We start from the raw sequence: 15,242 nt of genomic DNA, 5'->3' as shown, positions 1-15,242 counted from the left end.
GCGACCGCCAGCAGGGCGGCAACCGCGACCAGCAGCGCCAGGGCGGTGGCAACCGCGGCGACAACCGCGGCGACAACCGCCAGGACGGCAACCGCCAGCGCAACCAGCAGCAGGACGGCGGCAACCGCGGCGGCCAGGACAACCGCAACCAGCAGCCGGACGACGACGAGGAAGGCGGCCGTCGCGGCCGTCGCTTCCGCGACCGTCGGCGCCGCGGCAGCGGTGGCGGCCAGCGCGACGGCGGTTCGCCGGACACCGAGATCCGCGAGGACGACGTCCTGCTGCCCGTCGCGGGCATCCTGGACGTGCTCGACAACTACGCGTTCGTGCGGACCTCCGGCTACCTCGCCGGCCCGAACGACGTGTACGTGTCGCTCTCGCTGGTCCGCAAGTACGGCCTGCGCCGCGGTGACGCCATCACCGGTGTCGTGCGCCAGCCGCGCGAGGGCGAGCAGCAGCGGCAGAAGTTCAACCCGCTGGTGCGCGTCGACTCGATCAACGGCCTGGAGCCGGACGAGGCCAAGCGCCGTCCCGACTTCACCAAGCTGACCCCGCTGTACCCGAACGAGCGGCTGCGCCTCGAGACCGAGTCGCACAAGCTCACCACCCGCGTGATCGACCTGATCATGCCGGTCGGCAAGGGGCAGCGCGCCCTGATCGTGTCGCCGCCGAAGGCCGGTAAGACCACGATCATGCAGGACATCGCGAACGCGATCTCCACGAACAACCCCGAGTGCCACCTGATGGTCGTCCTGGTCGACGAGCGTCCGGAAGAGGTCACCGACATGCAGCGCTCGGTGAAGGGCGAGGTCATCGCCTCGACCTTCGACCGGCCGCCGTCCGACCACACGTCGGTCGCGGAGCTGTCGATCGAGCGGGCCAAGCGCCTGGTCGAGATGGGCCACGACGTCGTCGTGCTGCTCGACTCGATCACCCGCCTCGGCCGCGCGTACAACCTGGCGGCCCCGGCGTCCGGCCGGATCCTGTCCGGTGGTGTCGACTCGACCGCGCTGTACCCGCCGAAGCGGTTCCTGGGCGCGGCGCGCAACATCGAGAACGGCGGCTCGCTGACCATCTTCGCCACGGCGATGGTCGAGACCGGTTCGACGATGGACACGGTCATCTTCGAGGAGTTCAAGGGCACCGGTAACGCGGAGCTCAAGCTCGACCGCAAGATCGCCGAGCGCCGCGTGTTCCCGGCCGTCGACGTCAACCCGTCGGGCACCCGCAAGGACGAGCTGCTGCTCTCGCCGGACGAGCTGGCCGTGACCGTGAAGCTGAGCCGGGTGCTGCACGCGCTCGACTCGCAGCAGGCGATCGACCTGCTGATCTCGCGGCTGCGGAAGACGAAGACGAACGTCGAGTTCCTCATGCAGGTCTCGAAGACCGCCCTCGGCGGCAGCGAAGACGACTGAGCGTGCTGATCGGAGGCCTCCCCGCCGCGTGCGGGGAGGCCTCCGGCGCGTTCGGAATACCTGGTCAGCGGGGTGCGTTCCAGTGAGCGTCTGCCCGTCTGGCAGAATTACCCGCTGAAGTCCGGCGCCGGTTCACCCCGCGAGAACGACTGGGGACCCGGAGCCAACGAGAGAGGACACCATGAAGAGCGGTATTCACCCCGAGTACGTGGTCACGAACGTGAACTGCGACTGCGGCAACAGCTTCACCACGCGCAGCACCAAGACCAGCGGCAACATCCACGTCGAGATCTGCTCGAACTGCCACCCGTTCTACACGGGCAAGCAGAAGATCATGGACACCGGTGGCCGGGTCGCGCGCTTCGAGGCTCGCTACGGCAAGCGCCAGAAGAAGGCCGACGCCAAGTAGCTTTTCCGACGACGCCCACTCGCCTGCGCGGGTGGGCGTCGTTTTTTGTCGTTCTTCCCCGGGCTGAGAGGTGGCAAAGGTGGATTCGAGCTCGCTCAAGGGGCTGCTCGCCGAGCACGCGGAGCTGGAGCAGCAGCTGGCGGACCCCGCGGTGCACGCCGACCAGGCGCGCGCCCGCAAGCTCGGCCGCCGCTACGCCGAGCTGACGCCGGTGGTCCGCGCGGTCCACGAGCTCGACACGGCCCGCGACGACCTCGCGGCCGCCCGGGAGATGGCCTCGGAGGACGCGGAGTTCGCGGCCGAGGCCGAGGAGCTGGCCGCGAAGATCCCCGAGCTGGAGTCGAAGCTCACCGAACTGCTGCTGCCGCGCGACCCGTACGACGGCTCCGACGTCGTGATGGAGATCAAGTCCGGCGAGGGCGGCGAGGAGTCGGCCCTGTTCGCCGGCGACCTCCTGCGCATGTACCTGCGCTACGCCGAGCGCCACGGCTGGAAGGCGGAGGTCCTCGACTCGGTCGACTCCGACCTGGGCGGCTTCAAGGACGTCACGCTGTCGATCAAGACCAAGGCGGCCGACGTCGACGGCGTCTGGTCCCGGTTGAAGTTCGAGGGCGGCGTCCACCGCGTCCAGCGCGTGCCGGCGACCGAGTCCCAGGGCCGCATCCACACGTCCGCGTCCGGCGTGCTGATCTACCCGGAACCGGAGGAGGTCGAGGTCGAGATCGACCCCAACGACCTGCGCATCGACGTCTTCCGCTCGTCCGGCCCCGGCGGCCAGAGCGTCAACACGACCGACTCCGCGGTGCGGATCACGCACCTGCCGACCGGCATCGTCGTGTCCTGCCAGAACGAGAAGTCCCAGATCCAGAACCGCGCCCGCGCCCTGCAGGTCCTGCAGGCCCGGCTGCAGGCGATCGCGGAGGAAGAGGCCGCGGCAAAGGCCTCGGACGCCCGCAAGTCCCAGGTCCGCACGGTCGACCGCTCCGAGCGGATCCGGACGTACAACTTCCCGGAGAACCGCATTTCGGACCACCGGGTGAACTACAAGGCGTACAACCTGGACCAGGTCCTCGACGGCGACCTGGACGGCGTCCTGGACGCGCTCGCGACGGCGGACCGCGAAGAGCGGCTGGCCGCTTCGGCGGGCTAAGCCTTCGGCACCAGCCAGCACAGGCAGAACGGGTGCCCGGCCGGATCGGCGTAGACCTGGAAGTCGTCGCCGGCCGTGGCCCCGCTCGCCGGTTTCAGCACCCGCGCGCCCAGGGCCATCACGTGTTCGTGCGCCTCGGCGAAGTCCTCGACCCACAGGTCCAGGTGCACCTGCTGCTTCGTGCCGCCGTCGGGCCACTCCGGCGCCACGTGGTCGGGCGCGAGCTGCACGCCGACCCGTGGCGCGCCCTCGACCATGACCATGTGCCAGTCGCCGTCTTCGTCGACCTCGCCGCCGAGCACGCCCGCCCAGAAGCGGCTCTCGGCCGCGAGGTCGGCGGCGTCGAACGTGACGACCTGGTGCATGATCCGCATCATCGGACGGCCGGCTCCTCCGGCTCGCGGAACGCCTCGAACACCTCGGTCACCGGCTCCTCGTCCGGCTCCGGTTCCGGTTCCGGCCGCGTGGGGCGCGGGAAGAGGCTCAGCACCCCGAACACGAACGCCAGCACGGTCGGGAACAGCGTCAGCAGCTGGTGCTTCACGCCCTCGACGCCTTCGCCGAGCGCCGACAGCCCGAACTGGCCCACCGCGAACAGCAGCAGGAAGAACACCACGATCCCGTACTCGCGCCGGGACCGGCGGAACGCCCGCACGCCGGCCCAGCCGATCAGCAGCCAGAACGGGACCAGCAGGTACAGCCCCAGCGGCGCCGCTAGCGCGGACAGGCCCGAGAACACCGGGACGCGGAACTCCTGCGCCATCGGCGGCAGCCCGGACGTGTCGGCGAAGCTGCCCAGCCGCTCCGGGCGGGCGGTCAGCGTGTCGACCGCGCCCTGGTGGAGGATCTGCAGCGTGCGCTGAGGGTGCGAGGCGTAGTAGCTCACGACGTTGCGGCGGCTGATCTTGTCGCGGAAGCCGTTGTAGTCCGCGTCCTTCCACGGGCTCGCTTCCCACCAGCCCGTGCCGATGAACTTCTTCGCGCTCGGCGGCAGGCCCAGTGCCGCCAGGTCGGCGTCCGTGTCGTGCTTGCCGTCGACGATGCTGTCGAACACCACGTGGTACATGTTCGCTTCGCGATACTCGGCGTTGGCCGGGTCGCCGTGGGACTGCACCGCCGCCGTCCCCGCGCCCACGACCACCAGCACGCCCAGCGGCAGCAGCCACCGCGCCCACCCGCGCGCGCCGAGCGGCTTGACCAGCACCAGCGCCAGCACGAACAGCGGGATCAGCAGCAGCGTCTGCGACTTCGCGTTGATGCCGATCAGCGCGCCCACGACGGTCAGCGCCGCGCCCCAGTACCGCCACGCGCCCGTGCGGTGCATCAGCAGCAGGCCGCCGGCCATCAGGAGCATCCCCAGGAACCCGGCGCCCTCGCTGAGCACCGAGGCGAAGTAGCCGAAGAACGCCGAGTCGGCCATCACGAGCAGCAGCAGGAGCGTCGCGATGACGCGGTTGCGGACGCTGAGGTCGAGCGCCAGGACGGTCGCCGCGATGCCGATCGCGACCAGCACGGCGGTGATCGCGCCGAGCACCAGCAGGTTGAGCTCCGCCGACGAGCCGAGCACCTTGCCGAGCTTGCTCGCGAACCAGTCGAGCCACGCCTGGCTCGAGATGTAGTCGCTCTTGCAGCCCTGGCCCGGCCCGTAGCTGAAGTGCACGTAGAACTCGGGCTTGATCTCGGTGTGCCGGCCGCCGAGGTCGCACAGGAGGCGCCAGCCGTCGCCGTTGTCGGCCATCCCGACCGGCCTCGGCACGAGGAACCTGATCAGCAGGACGCCCAGGGAAAGGACGAAGACGCCCAGGCCGAAGCGCAGTTCACGGGTTCGCACCCGGAACAGCGTACGAGATCACGCAGAGTCGGCGGGCGCTGCACCGGGAACGGGCGAAACCGGGCGGTGCCGGAACACGACGTAGTGGTAGAGCAGGTAGTTCCAGAACAGCCCGACGACGATCGCCGCGCCCTTCGGAACCAGCAGGTTGATGCCCGGGAACAGGCGGCTGACCAGCGTGATGACGCCGAACTGCACCACCCAGAGCCCGAACGCCGTCACGCCGAAGAACAGCAGCGCCTGCTTCCGGATGTCACCGTCTTTCGCGCGGAACGTGAAGTTGCGGTTCAGCGTGAACGACAGCAGCATCCCGGCCGTCGTCGAAATGAAGTTGGCGACGAACGTCGGGACGCCGAGTGTCGCCAGCAGCGCGTAGCCGAGGGCGTCGACCAGGGTGTTGCCGATGCCGACGATCCCGAAGCGGACCTGCGTGGCCGTGACGAACCTCATCGGACGGCGCTCCGGTCGACGGCGCCGGTGCGCACCGACGCGACGGTGTACAGCGGCCGGTTCTGCACCTGCGAGTACGTGCGGCCGATGTAGCTGCCGAGCACGCCGAGCATGATGATCTGGATGCCGCCGAGGAAGAACATCGCGATGGTGATGAACGCCCAGCCGGGCACCGCGGTCTCCGGCGCGAACACCTTCACGCCGATGACGTAGAGCACGCCGAGGAAGCTCAGCAGCGAGATCAGGTACCCCATCCGCGTGATCATCCGCAGCGGCGTCGTGGAGAACCCGAGGATGCCGTCGGCGGCGAAGCGCAGCATCTTCGTCAGCGGGTAGCCGGTGACCCCGGCGTGGCGCTTGTCGCGGTCGAACAGCACCGCGGTCTGCCGGAACCCGACGTAGCTGACGAGGCCGCGCAGGAACCGGTCGCGTTCGCGGTACTTGCGCAGCTCGTCGACGACCTTGCGGTCGATCAGCCGGAAGTCCCCGGTGTTCTTCGGGATGTCGACCGCGGCCATCTTCCGCAGGAACCAGTAGAACGCGCTCGCGGTGTAGCGCTTGAACGGCGGGTCCCGCCGCGACCGGCGCTGCGCGTAGACGACCTCGTAGCCCTCTTCCCACTTCTCGAGCAGCTCGAGCGCCACCCGCGGCGGGTCCTGCAGGTCGCTGTCCATGACCACCACGGCGTCCGCGTCGACCAGGTCGAGCCCGGCGGTCACGGCCATCTGGTGCCCGAAGTTGCGGGACAGCTCGACGACGGTGACCCGCGCGTCGCGGGCGGACAGCTCGGTCAGCCGCTCCAGCGAGGCGTCCCGGCTGCCGTCGTCGACGTAGAGGAAGCTGAAGTCGTACCGCCCGGCCAGCGGCGCCGTGACCTCGTCGACCGTGCGGTGCAGCAGGTCGATGTTCGCTTCCTCGTTGTAGATCGGGAAGACGAACGCGACCCGGCGGCGAGTGGTCGGCTCGGTCGGCACTGGCGCTCCCGTGGGTCGGCGTCTCGGGCATCCTAGGGTCCGGCGACGGCCTCGGCGAACGTGGTCATCCGCTGCTCGAAGGTCTCCGCCGGGCCGAAGTGGACGGCCACCGCGTCCGCCCCCGCCAGGATATACGCGCGGAATCGCGCGGTCGCGGAGTCGAGATCGGTCCCGTCCCAATCCATTCTGGCGGTGACCCGTGTTTCGCGGCCGTTTGTCATCGCCGTGAGCTTTCCGGCGCGCTCGCCGACCTCGGCGGGGGAGAGCCCCGCGCTGAACCAGCCCGCGCCGACCCGGACGGCCCGGCGCAGCGCCGCCGCGGAGTTGCCGCCGACGGTGAGGGGCACCGGCCGGTCCGGCCGCGGCTCGAAGTAGCCGCCATCGGGACCGCGGCCGGTGCGGAACAGCTCGGCGAGCAGGTCCAGTGCCGCGTCGGTCCGCTTGCCCCGCGTGGCGAAGTCGACGCCGACCTCGGCGAACTCCGGCTCGTTCCAGCCGGCGCCGACCCCGAGGTCGAACCGGTTCCCGGACAGCCTCGCCAGCGTCGCGGCCTGCTTGGCCAGCGCGAACGGCTCCCGCAGCGGCAGGACGAGCACCGCCGTCCCGAGCCGGATCCGGCTGGTCACGGCGGCCAGGTGGGCGAGGGTGACCAGCGGCTCGTGGACCCCGCCGAACACCGCGCCGAACGGGCCGGGCGGGATCAGGTGGTCGGGCAGCCAGGCGGCGCGGTAGCCGAGCTCCTCGGCACGCCGGGCCAGCTCGGCGATCCGGGCGGGATCGACGTGCGGCTGTTCGTTCGGCAGGACGACTTCGAGGTCCGGGAAATGTTCGGGCATGACGGCGACGTTAGGCATTCACATCGGTGTGAAGGTCAACCTTTCAGGGGGCGGGAGTGCGGATCGGCGAGCTCGCGGAGCGCACCGGCGTCAGCACGCGGCTGCTGCGCTACTACGAGGAGCAGGGCCTGCTCACGGCGTCGCGCGACGGCAACGGCTACCGCGCCTACGACGAGGGCGCCGTCGTCCGGGTCCGGCAGATCCGGCGCCTGCTCGCGGCGGGGCTGAACACCGAGGTGATCTCGTCCGCGCTGCAGTGCGCGAGCGGCGAGGAGGCGCACCTGGACCTGTGCCCGGAGCTGGCCGGCCTGCTGCACCGCGAGCTGAGCGCGATGGACGACCGGATCAGCGCCCTCCAGCGGCGGCGCGGCGCGCTGGCCGGGTACTTGTCCGCCGAGCGCTGAGGGCGCCTCGATACGCTGGACGGCGTAGGACCGGCGCGTGTCCTCACGGGGGAGTTCCGCCTGGTGTGCCAGGCTTGACGAGGTGAAGGACGACGAGTGAACCGGCAGCCGCTGCGCCTGGCCATCATCGAGGCCACCCGCATCCTCGAGCGCGCGGGCGTCGCCTCGCCGCGCTTCGACGCCGAGGTGATCGCCGCGCACGTGCTCGGCGTCGACCGCGGCCGCCTGCCGATGGTGCCACTGGTCGACCCACCGGTCATCGAGGCCATCGGCCAGCTCGTCCAGCAGCGCGCGAAGCGGATCCCGCTGCAGTACCTGACCGGCTGGGCCGCGCTCGGCGAGATCACCGTCGCGGTCGGCGCCGGGGTGTTCGTCCCGCGGCCGGAGACCGAGCTGCTCCTCGAATGGGGCGTCAAGTTCCTGCAGGGCCGCGAGTTCCCGGTGGTGGTCGACCTGTGCACGGGCTCCGCGGCACTGGCACTGGCGGTCGCGCACGCGCGCCCGGACGCCGTGGTCTACGCGGTGGACGTCGACCCCCAGGCACTGGCCTGGGCCCGCCACAACGCGGACGTCCACGCCGACGCGGGCAACACCCCGATCCGGCTGTATTCGGGCGACATCAGCGACCCGACGATGTTCGCCGAGCTCGACGGCCTGGTCGACCTGGTGCTCTGCAACCCGCCGTACGTCCCGGAGGGCACCCCGGTACCCCCGGAGGTGGCCGAGCACGACCCCCCGCGCGCGGTGTTCGCGGAGGAGAGCGGCCTGGCGGTGATCCGCCACGCGATCGCGGCGGGGGCCCGGTTGCTCCGCCCGGGCGGCGGCCTGGCGATCGAGCACGACGACACGCACGGTTCGGCGGTGCCGGCCCTGGTACGGGCGCGGCGGGTGCTGACGGGGGTGGAGGACCACGCGGACCTGACGGGCCGGGCCCGGTTCGTCACCGCACGCCGGCTGGGCTGAGCGGTGTCGGGGGACTTCCTCGTGAACCCGCCGGGCAAGGTCCGGCTCGACCTCGCGTGGATGCCGAGCGGCGCTCACGTGCAGGGACCCGGGGCCGGTGACTTCTCGTTCATCGCCCTCGACATGTTCTCCGCGGCGCAGGCGGCCGAGATCATGCGGGTGATCCGCGAGTCGCTGATGACCGCCGCCGAGGCGCGGTTCCCCGGCAACGACCTGGTGCTGGGACGGACCGCTGCGATGGTCGAGCAGGCGGAAGCCGCGCCGGACGCCGGCTGAGCCGCCCGGGGGCGCCCCCGTTTTCCACGCTACCGGCAGGCACCGACAGTTTCGGGCGCTGAACGACGTGAATGACTCATTCACGTCGTCAGACGACAGGGTCCCGGCAAAGTCGCGCGCCAGCGAGCGGGTGCCCGGCCGCGGGCTGGCCACGTGGTCTGTCCGGCGTCGCGGGGATGTTGTGAATGGGTCATTTATGTCGTCTGGCGAAGTGAATGACTCATTCATGTCGTCGCGGAGGGGCGGATCGGTCGTGCTGCCCGACTTTGCCGAGGCCCTGTCGTCAGACGACGTGAATGAGTCATTCACGGCATCCGGGAGGGGACCCACCGCCGGGCGGGCCCCCTCCGGAGCGTCCTCAGAAACCGAACGCCGTGCAGCTCGCCGTCGCCGTCTTCGACGGGTCGCTGATCGAGGTCGCCGTCAGCTTCACCCGGGCAGTCAGGTCGCCGCCCTCGCTCCGCTTCGCGTACGCCGGGACCTTCACGTGGCCGCCGAACTTCGCCGTCGTCAGCTCGTTCGGGAGGCGCACCGCCCAGCCGCGGGCGTCCGTCGAGACGCTCAGCCGGTAGGTGTCCGTGTCGTACGGTGCCTGCGCCCCGCGGGCCGAACCCGTGTTGAGCAGGCCGAAGTCGCAGGTCGCGAGTCCGCCGCGGGCGAACGACGGCGGGGCCGGGGTCAGTGCGGCGCCCCGCGCCTGGCTGCCCGAGCCGTCCAGCGAAGCGACCGTGACCGTGTACGACAGGATGCCGCGGCGGTCCCGGGCCAGGTCGGTGATCAGGAACCGCAGCCGGTTGGCCTGGTCGGTGTACTCGTACGGGCTCGCCGCCTCCGTGCCCGCCTTGAACAGGGCGTCGTTGAGCTGCCGGTAGTCGCCGATGGTGATCTTCACCGGGGTGCCGTCCGGCTTCGTGTAGTCGGTGATGCCGATGTCCTGCGGGTTCGCGTCGATCACCCAGTCGAAGGGCGCGTTGTCCTTGTTCTTCGTCTTGGTGATCATGACGCCGGAGTCCGGCGCGAACGAGTCCGCGCCCATCCGGTCCACGACCTCGACGGTGTAGTTGTCGTAGCCGCCGCCGTCGCAGAACGGGTCCGTCGCGCGGTCGCACTTCGGCGCCTTGTCCCCGCCGGTGAGCTTGATGTTCAGCCCGGTGAACGCGCCGGGCTGCGCCTCGGCCTCCCGCGCCGTCAGCCGCGCCGACACCGGGCCGGTCCTGGCGAGCTCGTTGCGGTCGAGCTGCAGGACGTCCGCCGGGTCGACGATGCCGAGCTTCAGCTTGTTGCGCAGCTGGTGCTGGGCACCCATCGAGCTGCCCTGCGTCGCCGGGATCTGCCAGCGCGTGTGCGGGCCGCCGGGACCGTTGAACGTGCCGCGCGACAGCATGTCCCACGGCCCGCTGTAGCTGCGGGACGGCGGGACGCCGAACGGGTTGTTGTAGTTGTCGCCGATGCCCAGGATGTGGCTGAACTCGTGGGCGTAGGTCGACTGGCCGGAGCTTTCGGCCTGCACCGAGCTACCGTCCTGGGCGTTGGGCCAGATGCTCGCGGCCGACGCCCACGACGTCCACGGCACGTACCGCGTCGCCGCGTAGTTGGGCAGGTCGTGGTTCGGCGGGCCGAACGCGTCCGGCACGTTCTCCTTCGTGCCGAACTTCATCTCGCCGAACTCCTGCCAGGTCGAGCTCTCGTCCTGGCCGGCGGAGAGGTAGAAGACGAAGTCGAACTGCTTCGCGGTGTCGCCGACGTCGGCGCGCCAGGCGTCGCCGGCGTCCTTGCGGATGTCCCGCGTGCAGTTCGCGCCGGGCGGGCACGCGCTCGGCTGGAACTCCATGCCGTACTCGTAGGACTTCCCGGGCATCCGGTACGGCCCGAACGCGGTCAGCTGCACGCCGAACCGGCCGCCGGAGTCCTCCATCCAGTACTCGTTGATCGTGTGCCCGTTGTTGAGGGCTTCGGGCTTGTTGAGGAAGTCCTGGTAGTACTGCGCGACGTTCGCCCGGGGGATGTCGGCCGCGGTGGGCGCGGGGTTGCCGAACACGGTCGAGCGGGCGGGGCGCGTGACGACGAAGTCCTGGTCCGGGTAGTCGGCGAGGACGACGGCGCCCTTGAAGGTGCGCTGGGTCGGCTTCAGGGAGGGGTCGGCCCAGTTCGTGCCGGGGACCTTCTTGTAGTCGGACCAGGTCATGTGGTCCTGGTTCTCCCACTGCGCGGCGTCGATGGGGGCGGGCCAGCCACGGGTGAGCGGCTCGGCCGCGGCGGTGCCCGCGCCGAGCCCGGTCAGCAGCGCGGCCGCGGCGAGCAGGGCGAGCGCCTTCGGGGTTCTGGAACGCATCTGCGGCTCCTTCACTGGGAACCCACGGGGGTTGGTGGTTCCCGGTGATCGACCGTATTGAGCCTCGCTGTCCCGGTTCTGCCTCGCGGCGAGGTTTACCCGCTTGCCCCACGACGAAAGTCTGGCCGGTTGTCAGGCGCGCGGCCGAACGACATGAATGAGTCATTCACTTCGCCAGACGACATGAATGACCCATTCACAACATCCCCGCGACGCCGGGCAAGGCACGCAGCCAGCCTGCGGCCGGGCAACCCGCTCGCCGGCGCGCGACTTTGCCGGGACCCTGTCGTCCGGTGAGGTGAATGACTCATTCATGTCATCGCGAGCCCCGACGGCAGCCGCCCTGTGGACAACTCCGGCCGCGCACACCGCGACCACCCGGAAACTGTCGGTGCTCGCCGGTAGCGTGGAAGACGGGGGCGCCCCCGGCGGCCGGTGTGACGCGGCGAACGTCGCCGGCGGTGGCCGGACTACTCTTGGGCGCCATGAGCGTGGTCTACGACTGCAGCAAGCGCGACACCCGGGCCGACGGGCTGGCCGCCGCGGCGGGTGCGGTGCGGTCGAGCAGGCTGGTCGTCCTGCCGACCGACACGGTCTACGGCATCGGCGCCGACGCGTTCGACGCGGGCGCCGTCCAGGCGCTGCTGCGCGCCAAGAACCGCGGCCCGGACATGCCGGTCGGCGTGCTCGTCGGGTCCTGGTCCACTGTGGACGGCCTGGTGCTCGGCGTCCCGCCGCAGGCGCGCGCGCTCATCGAAGCCTTCTGGCCCGGCGACCTGTCCATCGTGCTGCCGCACGCGCCGAGCCTGCAGTGGAACCTCGGCCACGCCCGCGGCACCGTGATGCTCCGGATGCCGCTGCACCCGGTGGCGCTGGAGCTGCTGCGCGACGTCGGCCCGATGGCCGTGTCGAGCGCGAACGTCTCCGGGCGGCCGCCGGCGAGCACCGCGCAGGAGGCGCAGGAACAGCTCGGCGACTCGGTCGCGGTGTACCTCGACGGCGGGTCCAGCGGCGAGCCTGTCGCATCGACCATTGTGGACCTCACCGGGACCGAGCCGGTCGTGCTGCGCGAGGGTTCGGTCTCGAAGACGGCGGTCGCGGAGGTGCTCGGTGTGCCCGCGGAAACGTTGGCCTGAAGCCGGATCACGGCGGAAACCGCGGCACGATAGCGTGTCGCGGGTGACCCCGACCCCGCGAGCGTGACGCACCCGTGCCGCCCACATCCGGTCTCCTCCCCATCCGGGAATACATCCTCGTCGCGCTGACCGCGGCGGCCGTGACCTACCTGCTGACCGGCCTCATCCGAAGGCTCGCCATCCGCGTCGGCGCGATCGCCAACCCGCGGGCGCGCGACGTCCACGTCGCCCCGATCCCGCGGATGGGCGGCGTCGGCATCTACCTCGGCGTCGCCGGCGCGATGGGCCTCGCCCACCAGCTGCCCGCGCTGTCGCACGGGTTCGACGCCTCGTTCGACTCGGTCGGCGTGCTGCTCGCGGCGGGCGTGATCTCGCTGATCGGCGCGCTCGACGACCGGTTCGAGCTGGACGCCTGGACGAAGCTGGCCGGCCAGGTCATGTGCGCCGGGATCCTGGTCATCTTCGGCGTGCAGTGGGTGTCGTTCTGGGTGCCGTGGGGCGGCAGCGGCGACTCGTTCGGCTCGGTGCTGGTGCTCGACAAGAACCAGGGCGCGCTGCTGACCGTCGTGATGGTCGTGGTGATGGTCAACGCGATGAACTTCGTCGACGGCCTCGACGGACTGGCCGGCGGGCTCGGCTTCATCGCGGCGGCCGCGACGTGCGCGTTCTCGCTGGGCCTGCTGGACAGCTCCGGCGGCGACGTCGGCACCTACCCGCCCGCGCTGATCGCGGCCACGCTCGCCGGCGCCTGTCTGGGCTTCCTGCCCTACAACTTCCAACCGGCGAAGATCTTCATGGGCGACTCGGGCTCGATGATGATCGGCCTGATGCTCGCGGGCGCGACGACGTCCGCGTCCGGCCGCGTGCCGTACCCGCAGTTCAGCGGCAAGGACGCGATCGCGCTGCTGTCGCCGCTGGTGGTCGTGGCGGCGGTGCTGTTCGTGCCGATGCTGGACCTGATCATGGCGGTCGTCCGCCGCACGCGCCGCGGCGAAAGCCCGTTCGCGGCCGACAAGATGCACCTGCACCACCGCCTGCTGGAGATCGGCCACTCCCAGCGCCGCGCGGTCCTGCTGATCTACTTGTGGGCCGGGATCCTGGCGTTCGGTGCGGTGTCGGTGACGCTCTTCGACGACGCCGCGGCGCTGTGGATCATCGGGGCGGGCCTGGTGTTCGCGGTGGTGGTTTCGATCGTGCCGAGGCTGCGCTCGCGCAACCAGCCCGGCACCTGACCGGCGGGGTTCTCTACACTCGGTGCCGAACCGAGCAGGGAGTCAGCTGTGACCGAGACCGAACCGCAGGACCAGGAGAACCCGCACGCCAAGGTGGTGCTGCAGGCGGCCCGCGCGATGACGAAGGCCTCGCTGCTGATCACCCCGCCCGCCGTGCTGGTGTGCATCGTGCTGTTCAGCGTGCTCTTCGGGCTGCACGGCTTCCTCGGTTCGCTCGTCGGCGGGGTGCTCGCGCTGATCGCGTCGCTGTCGACCCTGGGCCTGATGCGCTTCAGCGCGGGGCAGGACCCGATGTTCGTCATGGTCATCGCGCTCGGCGGGTACGTCGTGAAGATCGTCCTGCTGTTCGGCGCCCTCACCGCGCTGAAGGGCGTCACCGCGCTGCACCCGCTTTCGCTCGGCATCACCATGATCGTCGCCATCCTGCTGGCCGCCGCGGCCGAGTTCGCGGCCTTCCGCAAGACCAAGATCCCGACGATCATCCCTTCCTGACGCCGTCCGATTTGCCGGACAGTTCCGTTACGCTCGGTGAACCCCCATGCGGCCGCCAGAGTGTGACCGGCGCCACATGACGTGCCGGCCGGACACCGGCCCGGGACCCCTCAACTGGGCCGTTCCGGAGCGGGTCCCGTGCCGGTCCGGACCTCGGTCCCTGGTGGACCCGGGACCTAAGTCCTGGGCTGATCGGTGGGTATGGAGTACGCGTGTACGGCACTGATTGACCTGCTGGTATGGTCCGCGTCAAGGGTGGCGGCCTCGTCCGCGCACTCCCTAAGACGAACCGCGATCAGCAGTGTGGCGACCGTGTAGTTCCGCCTCGCCAGCAGCTGGTCCGAAGTAGACCGCAGGGCAGTGTTCACGCGAGAGAACCCCGTGTGCAGAACGTGAAGTCGTGTTCTGCGGACAGTGGGGTAGCCGCCTCCGACGTCCCGATACGTATCGGGTACGTTAAGTCCAGATCGTGACGATTCCCCCGGCGGAGTGAACGCCGGCCGGGAGAACCGGAAGGAGCCCAGTGGGCGCGCTGGTTTTGGCCGAGGGTGCGGTATTCGCGCCGCCCGGCGCCGAAAGCTTCGAGTTGCCGGCGTTGTTCGGCAGCGTCACCAAGCCGATGCTGCTCGTCGTGCTTTCGGTGGTCATCATCGCGACGTACTTCCTGCTGGCGACCCGCAAGCTCAAGGTCGTTCCGAGCAAGGGGCAGTTCGTCGCCGAGTCGATCTACGACTTCAGCCGCAACAACATCGCGCGCGAGCAGATCGGTTCGAAGGACTTCAAGTCGTTCGTCCCCCTCGTTTTCGCACTGTTCACCTTCGTGCTGGTGAACAACCTCTACGGGATCATCCCCGTCCTGCAGTTCCCGACCATGGCGCGATTCGGCTTCCCGGTCGCCCTGTCGGTCCTCGTCGTCTACCCGGTCTACCACTTCGTCGGGTTCAAGCGGCACGGTTTCGCGGGCTACTTCAAGAAGGAACTGGCCCCGCCGGGCGTGCCGAAGGCGGTGCTGCCGCTCTTCTCGCTCATCGAGTTCGCGGAGAAGTTCTTCCTCAACCCGCTGACGCTCGCCATCCGTGTTTTCGCCGCCATGTTCGCGGGTCACCTGATCCTGGCGGTGTTCACCCTCGGCGGCACCTTCCTGCTGACCGAGACGTCGAGCTGGGCGCTGAAGCCGGTCTCGCTGGTGGCCTGGATCTTCGCCATCGGGATGACCTTCCTCGAGGCCTTCATCCAGGTGCTGCAGGCCTACATCTTCGCCCTGCTGTCGGCTGGGTACATCGGCGCCGCGCTGGCGTCGGAGCACTGAGAACACAAGCCCCCGATCCACGCGAGCGCGTGG

Annotated in this window: 16 protein-coding genes; 10 read left to right on the top strand and 6 right to left on the bottom strand. The window is 70.1% G+C overall.

Features of this window, described 5'->3' with window-relative positions:
- The 3 genes from rho to prfA all read left to right on the top strand — a co-directional run.
- Nucleotides 1-1,415 (top strand): transcription termination factor Rho (rho, locus tag G3I65_RS15270; RefSeq protein WP_160696701.1); only part of this gene is annotated, 1,415 nt, incomplete at its 5' end.
- 181 nt (nucleotides 1,416-1,596) lie between these two features.
- Nucleotides 1,597-1,824, top strand: coding sequence for a 50S ribosomal protein L31 (gene rpmE, locus G3I65_RS15265; RefSeq protein ID WP_003102730.1), 228 nt, complete (start codon nucleotides 1,597-1,599; stop codon nucleotides 1,822-1,824).
- Between the two features lie 79 nt (nucleotides 1,825-1,903).
- A complete protein-coding gene (gene prfA, locus G3I65_RS15260; protein WP_160696700.1) occupies nucleotides 1,904-2,974 on the top strand; it encodes a peptide chain release factor 1 in 1,071 nt (356 codons plus the stop codon).
- Here the strand turns inward: prfA and G3I65_RS15255 are convergent.
- The 5 genes from G3I65_RS15255 to G3I65_RS15235 are packed head-to-tail and all read right to left on the bottom strand — an operon-like array spanning nucleotide 2,971 to nucleotide 7,065.
- The gene (locus tag G3I65_RS15255) at nucleotides 2,971-3,348 is read right to left on the bottom strand and encodes a VOC family protein (protein ID WP_160696702.1); all 378 of its coding nucleotides are present in this window, start codon (nucleotides 3,346-3,348) and stop codon (nucleotides 2,971-2,973) included. The two genes, prfA and G3I65_RS15255, sit on opposite strands and share 4 nt — an antisense overlap.
- Complete coding sequence (locus tag G3I65_RS15250) at nucleotides 3,348-4,805, bottom strand: hypothetical protein (protein WP_160696699.1); 1,458 nt, start codon at nucleotides 4,803-4,805, stop codon at nucleotides 3,348-3,350. Before G3I65_RS15250 ends, G3I65_RS15255 begins: the two co-directional genes overlap by 1 nt.
- Nucleotides 4,806-4,823: 18 nt before the next feature.
- Nucleotides 4,824-5,255 carry a GtrA family protein gene (locus tag G3I65_RS15245; RefSeq protein WP_160696698.1) on the bottom strand — a complete coding sequence of 144 codons (432 nt, stop codon included), beginning with the start codon at nucleotides 5,253-5,255 and terminating at the stop codon, nucleotides 4,824-4,826.
- Nucleotides 5,252-6,229 carry a glycosyltransferase family 2 protein gene (locus G3I65_RS15240; RefSeq protein ID WP_160696697.1) on the bottom strand — a complete coding sequence of 326 codons (978 nt, stop codon included), beginning with the start codon at nucleotides 6,227-6,229 and terminating at the stop codon, nucleotides 5,252-5,254. The genes G3I65_RS15245 and G3I65_RS15240 overlap by 4 nt, the downstream gene beginning before the upstream one ends.
- A 32-nt stretch (nucleotides 6,230-6,261) precedes the next feature.
- On the bottom strand, nucleotides 6,262-7,065 hold the full coding sequence (locus G3I65_RS15235) for a TIGR03619 family F420-dependent LLM class oxidoreductase (protein WP_160696696.1): 804 nt from the start codon (nucleotides 7,063-7,065) through the stop codon (nucleotides 6,262-6,264).
- A 56-nt stretch (nucleotides 7,066-7,121) separates the two neighbouring features.
- On the opposite strand from G3I65_RS15235, the gene G3I65_RS15230 reads away from it, so the two are divergent.
- The 3 genes from G3I65_RS15230 to G3I65_RS15220 all read left to right on the top strand — a co-directional run bounded on the left by G3I65_RS15230 (nucleotide 7,122) and on the right by G3I65_RS15220 (nucleotide 8,708).
- On the top strand, nucleotides 7,122-7,469 hold the full coding sequence (locus G3I65_RS15230) for a MerR family transcriptional regulator (RefSeq protein ID WP_160696695.1): 348 nt from the start codon (nucleotides 7,122-7,124) through the stop codon (nucleotides 7,467-7,469).
- A 96-nt stretch (nucleotides 7,470-7,565) separates the two neighbouring features.
- On the top strand, nucleotides 7,566-8,432 hold the full coding sequence (gene prmC / locus G3I65_RS15225) for a peptide chain release factor N(5)-glutamine methyltransferase (protein ID WP_160696694.1): 867 nt from the start codon (nucleotides 7,566-7,568) through the stop codon (nucleotides 8,430-8,432).
- Nucleotides 8,433-8,435: 3 nt separating this feature from the next.
- Nucleotides 8,436-8,708 (top strand): hypothetical protein, encoded by a 273-nt coding sequence (locus tag G3I65_RS15220; protein ID WP_160696693.1) that lies wholly within the window; start codon nucleotides 8,436-8,438, stop codon nucleotides 8,706-8,708.
- A 358-nt stretch (nucleotides 8,709-9,066) separates the two neighbouring features.
- Here G3I65_RS15220 and G3I65_RS15215 read toward each other — a convergent pair whose 3' ends face one another.
- On the bottom strand, nucleotides 9,067-11,040 hold the full coding sequence (locus G3I65_RS15215; protein WP_160696692.1) for a M6 family metalloprotease domain-containing protein: 1,974 nt from the start codon (nucleotides 11,038-11,040) through the stop codon (nucleotides 9,067-9,069).
- Between the two features lie 485 nt (nucleotides 11,041-11,525).
- On the opposite strand from G3I65_RS15215, the gene G3I65_RS15210 reads away from it, so the two are divergent.
- From G3I65_RS15210 to atpB, 4 genes are all read left to right on the top strand, one after another.
- Nucleotides 11,526-12,176, top strand: a complete 651-nt coding sequence (locus tag G3I65_RS15210) for an L-threonylcarbamoyladenylate synthase (RefSeq protein ID WP_160696691.1) — start codon at nucleotides 11,526-11,528, stop codon at nucleotides 12,174-12,176.
- Nucleotides 12,177-12,250: 74 nt separating this feature from the next.
- Complete coding sequence (locus G3I65_RS15205; RefSeq protein WP_160696690.1) at nucleotides 12,251-13,408, top strand: glycosyltransferase family 4 protein; 1,158 nt, start codon at nucleotides 12,251-12,253, stop codon at nucleotides 13,406-13,408.
- 48 nt (nucleotides 13,409-13,456) lie between these two features.
- Nucleotides 13,457-13,900, top strand: coding sequence for a hypothetical protein (locus tag G3I65_RS15200; protein ID WP_160696689.1), 444 nt, complete (start codon nucleotides 13,457-13,459; stop codon nucleotides 13,898-13,900).
- A 523-nt stretch (nucleotides 13,901-14,423) separates the two neighbouring features.
- Nucleotides 14,424-15,209, top strand: a complete 786-nt coding sequence (gene atpB / locus G3I65_RS15195; RefSeq protein ID WP_160696688.1) for a F0F1 ATP synthase subunit A — start codon at nucleotides 14,424-14,426, stop codon at nucleotides 15,207-15,209.
- Nucleotides 15,210-15,242: the final 33 nt, after the last annotated feature.

It is taken from the genome of Amycolatopsis sp. SID8362 (assembly GCF_010550475.1).
Taxonomy (GTDB): Bacteria; Actinomycetota; Actinomycetes; order Mycobacteriales; family Pseudonocardiaceae; genus Amycolatopsis; species Amycolatopsis eburnea.
Note: the sequence above shows the minus strand (reverse complement) of the source record. Positions and strands in the feature narration are given on the sequence as shown.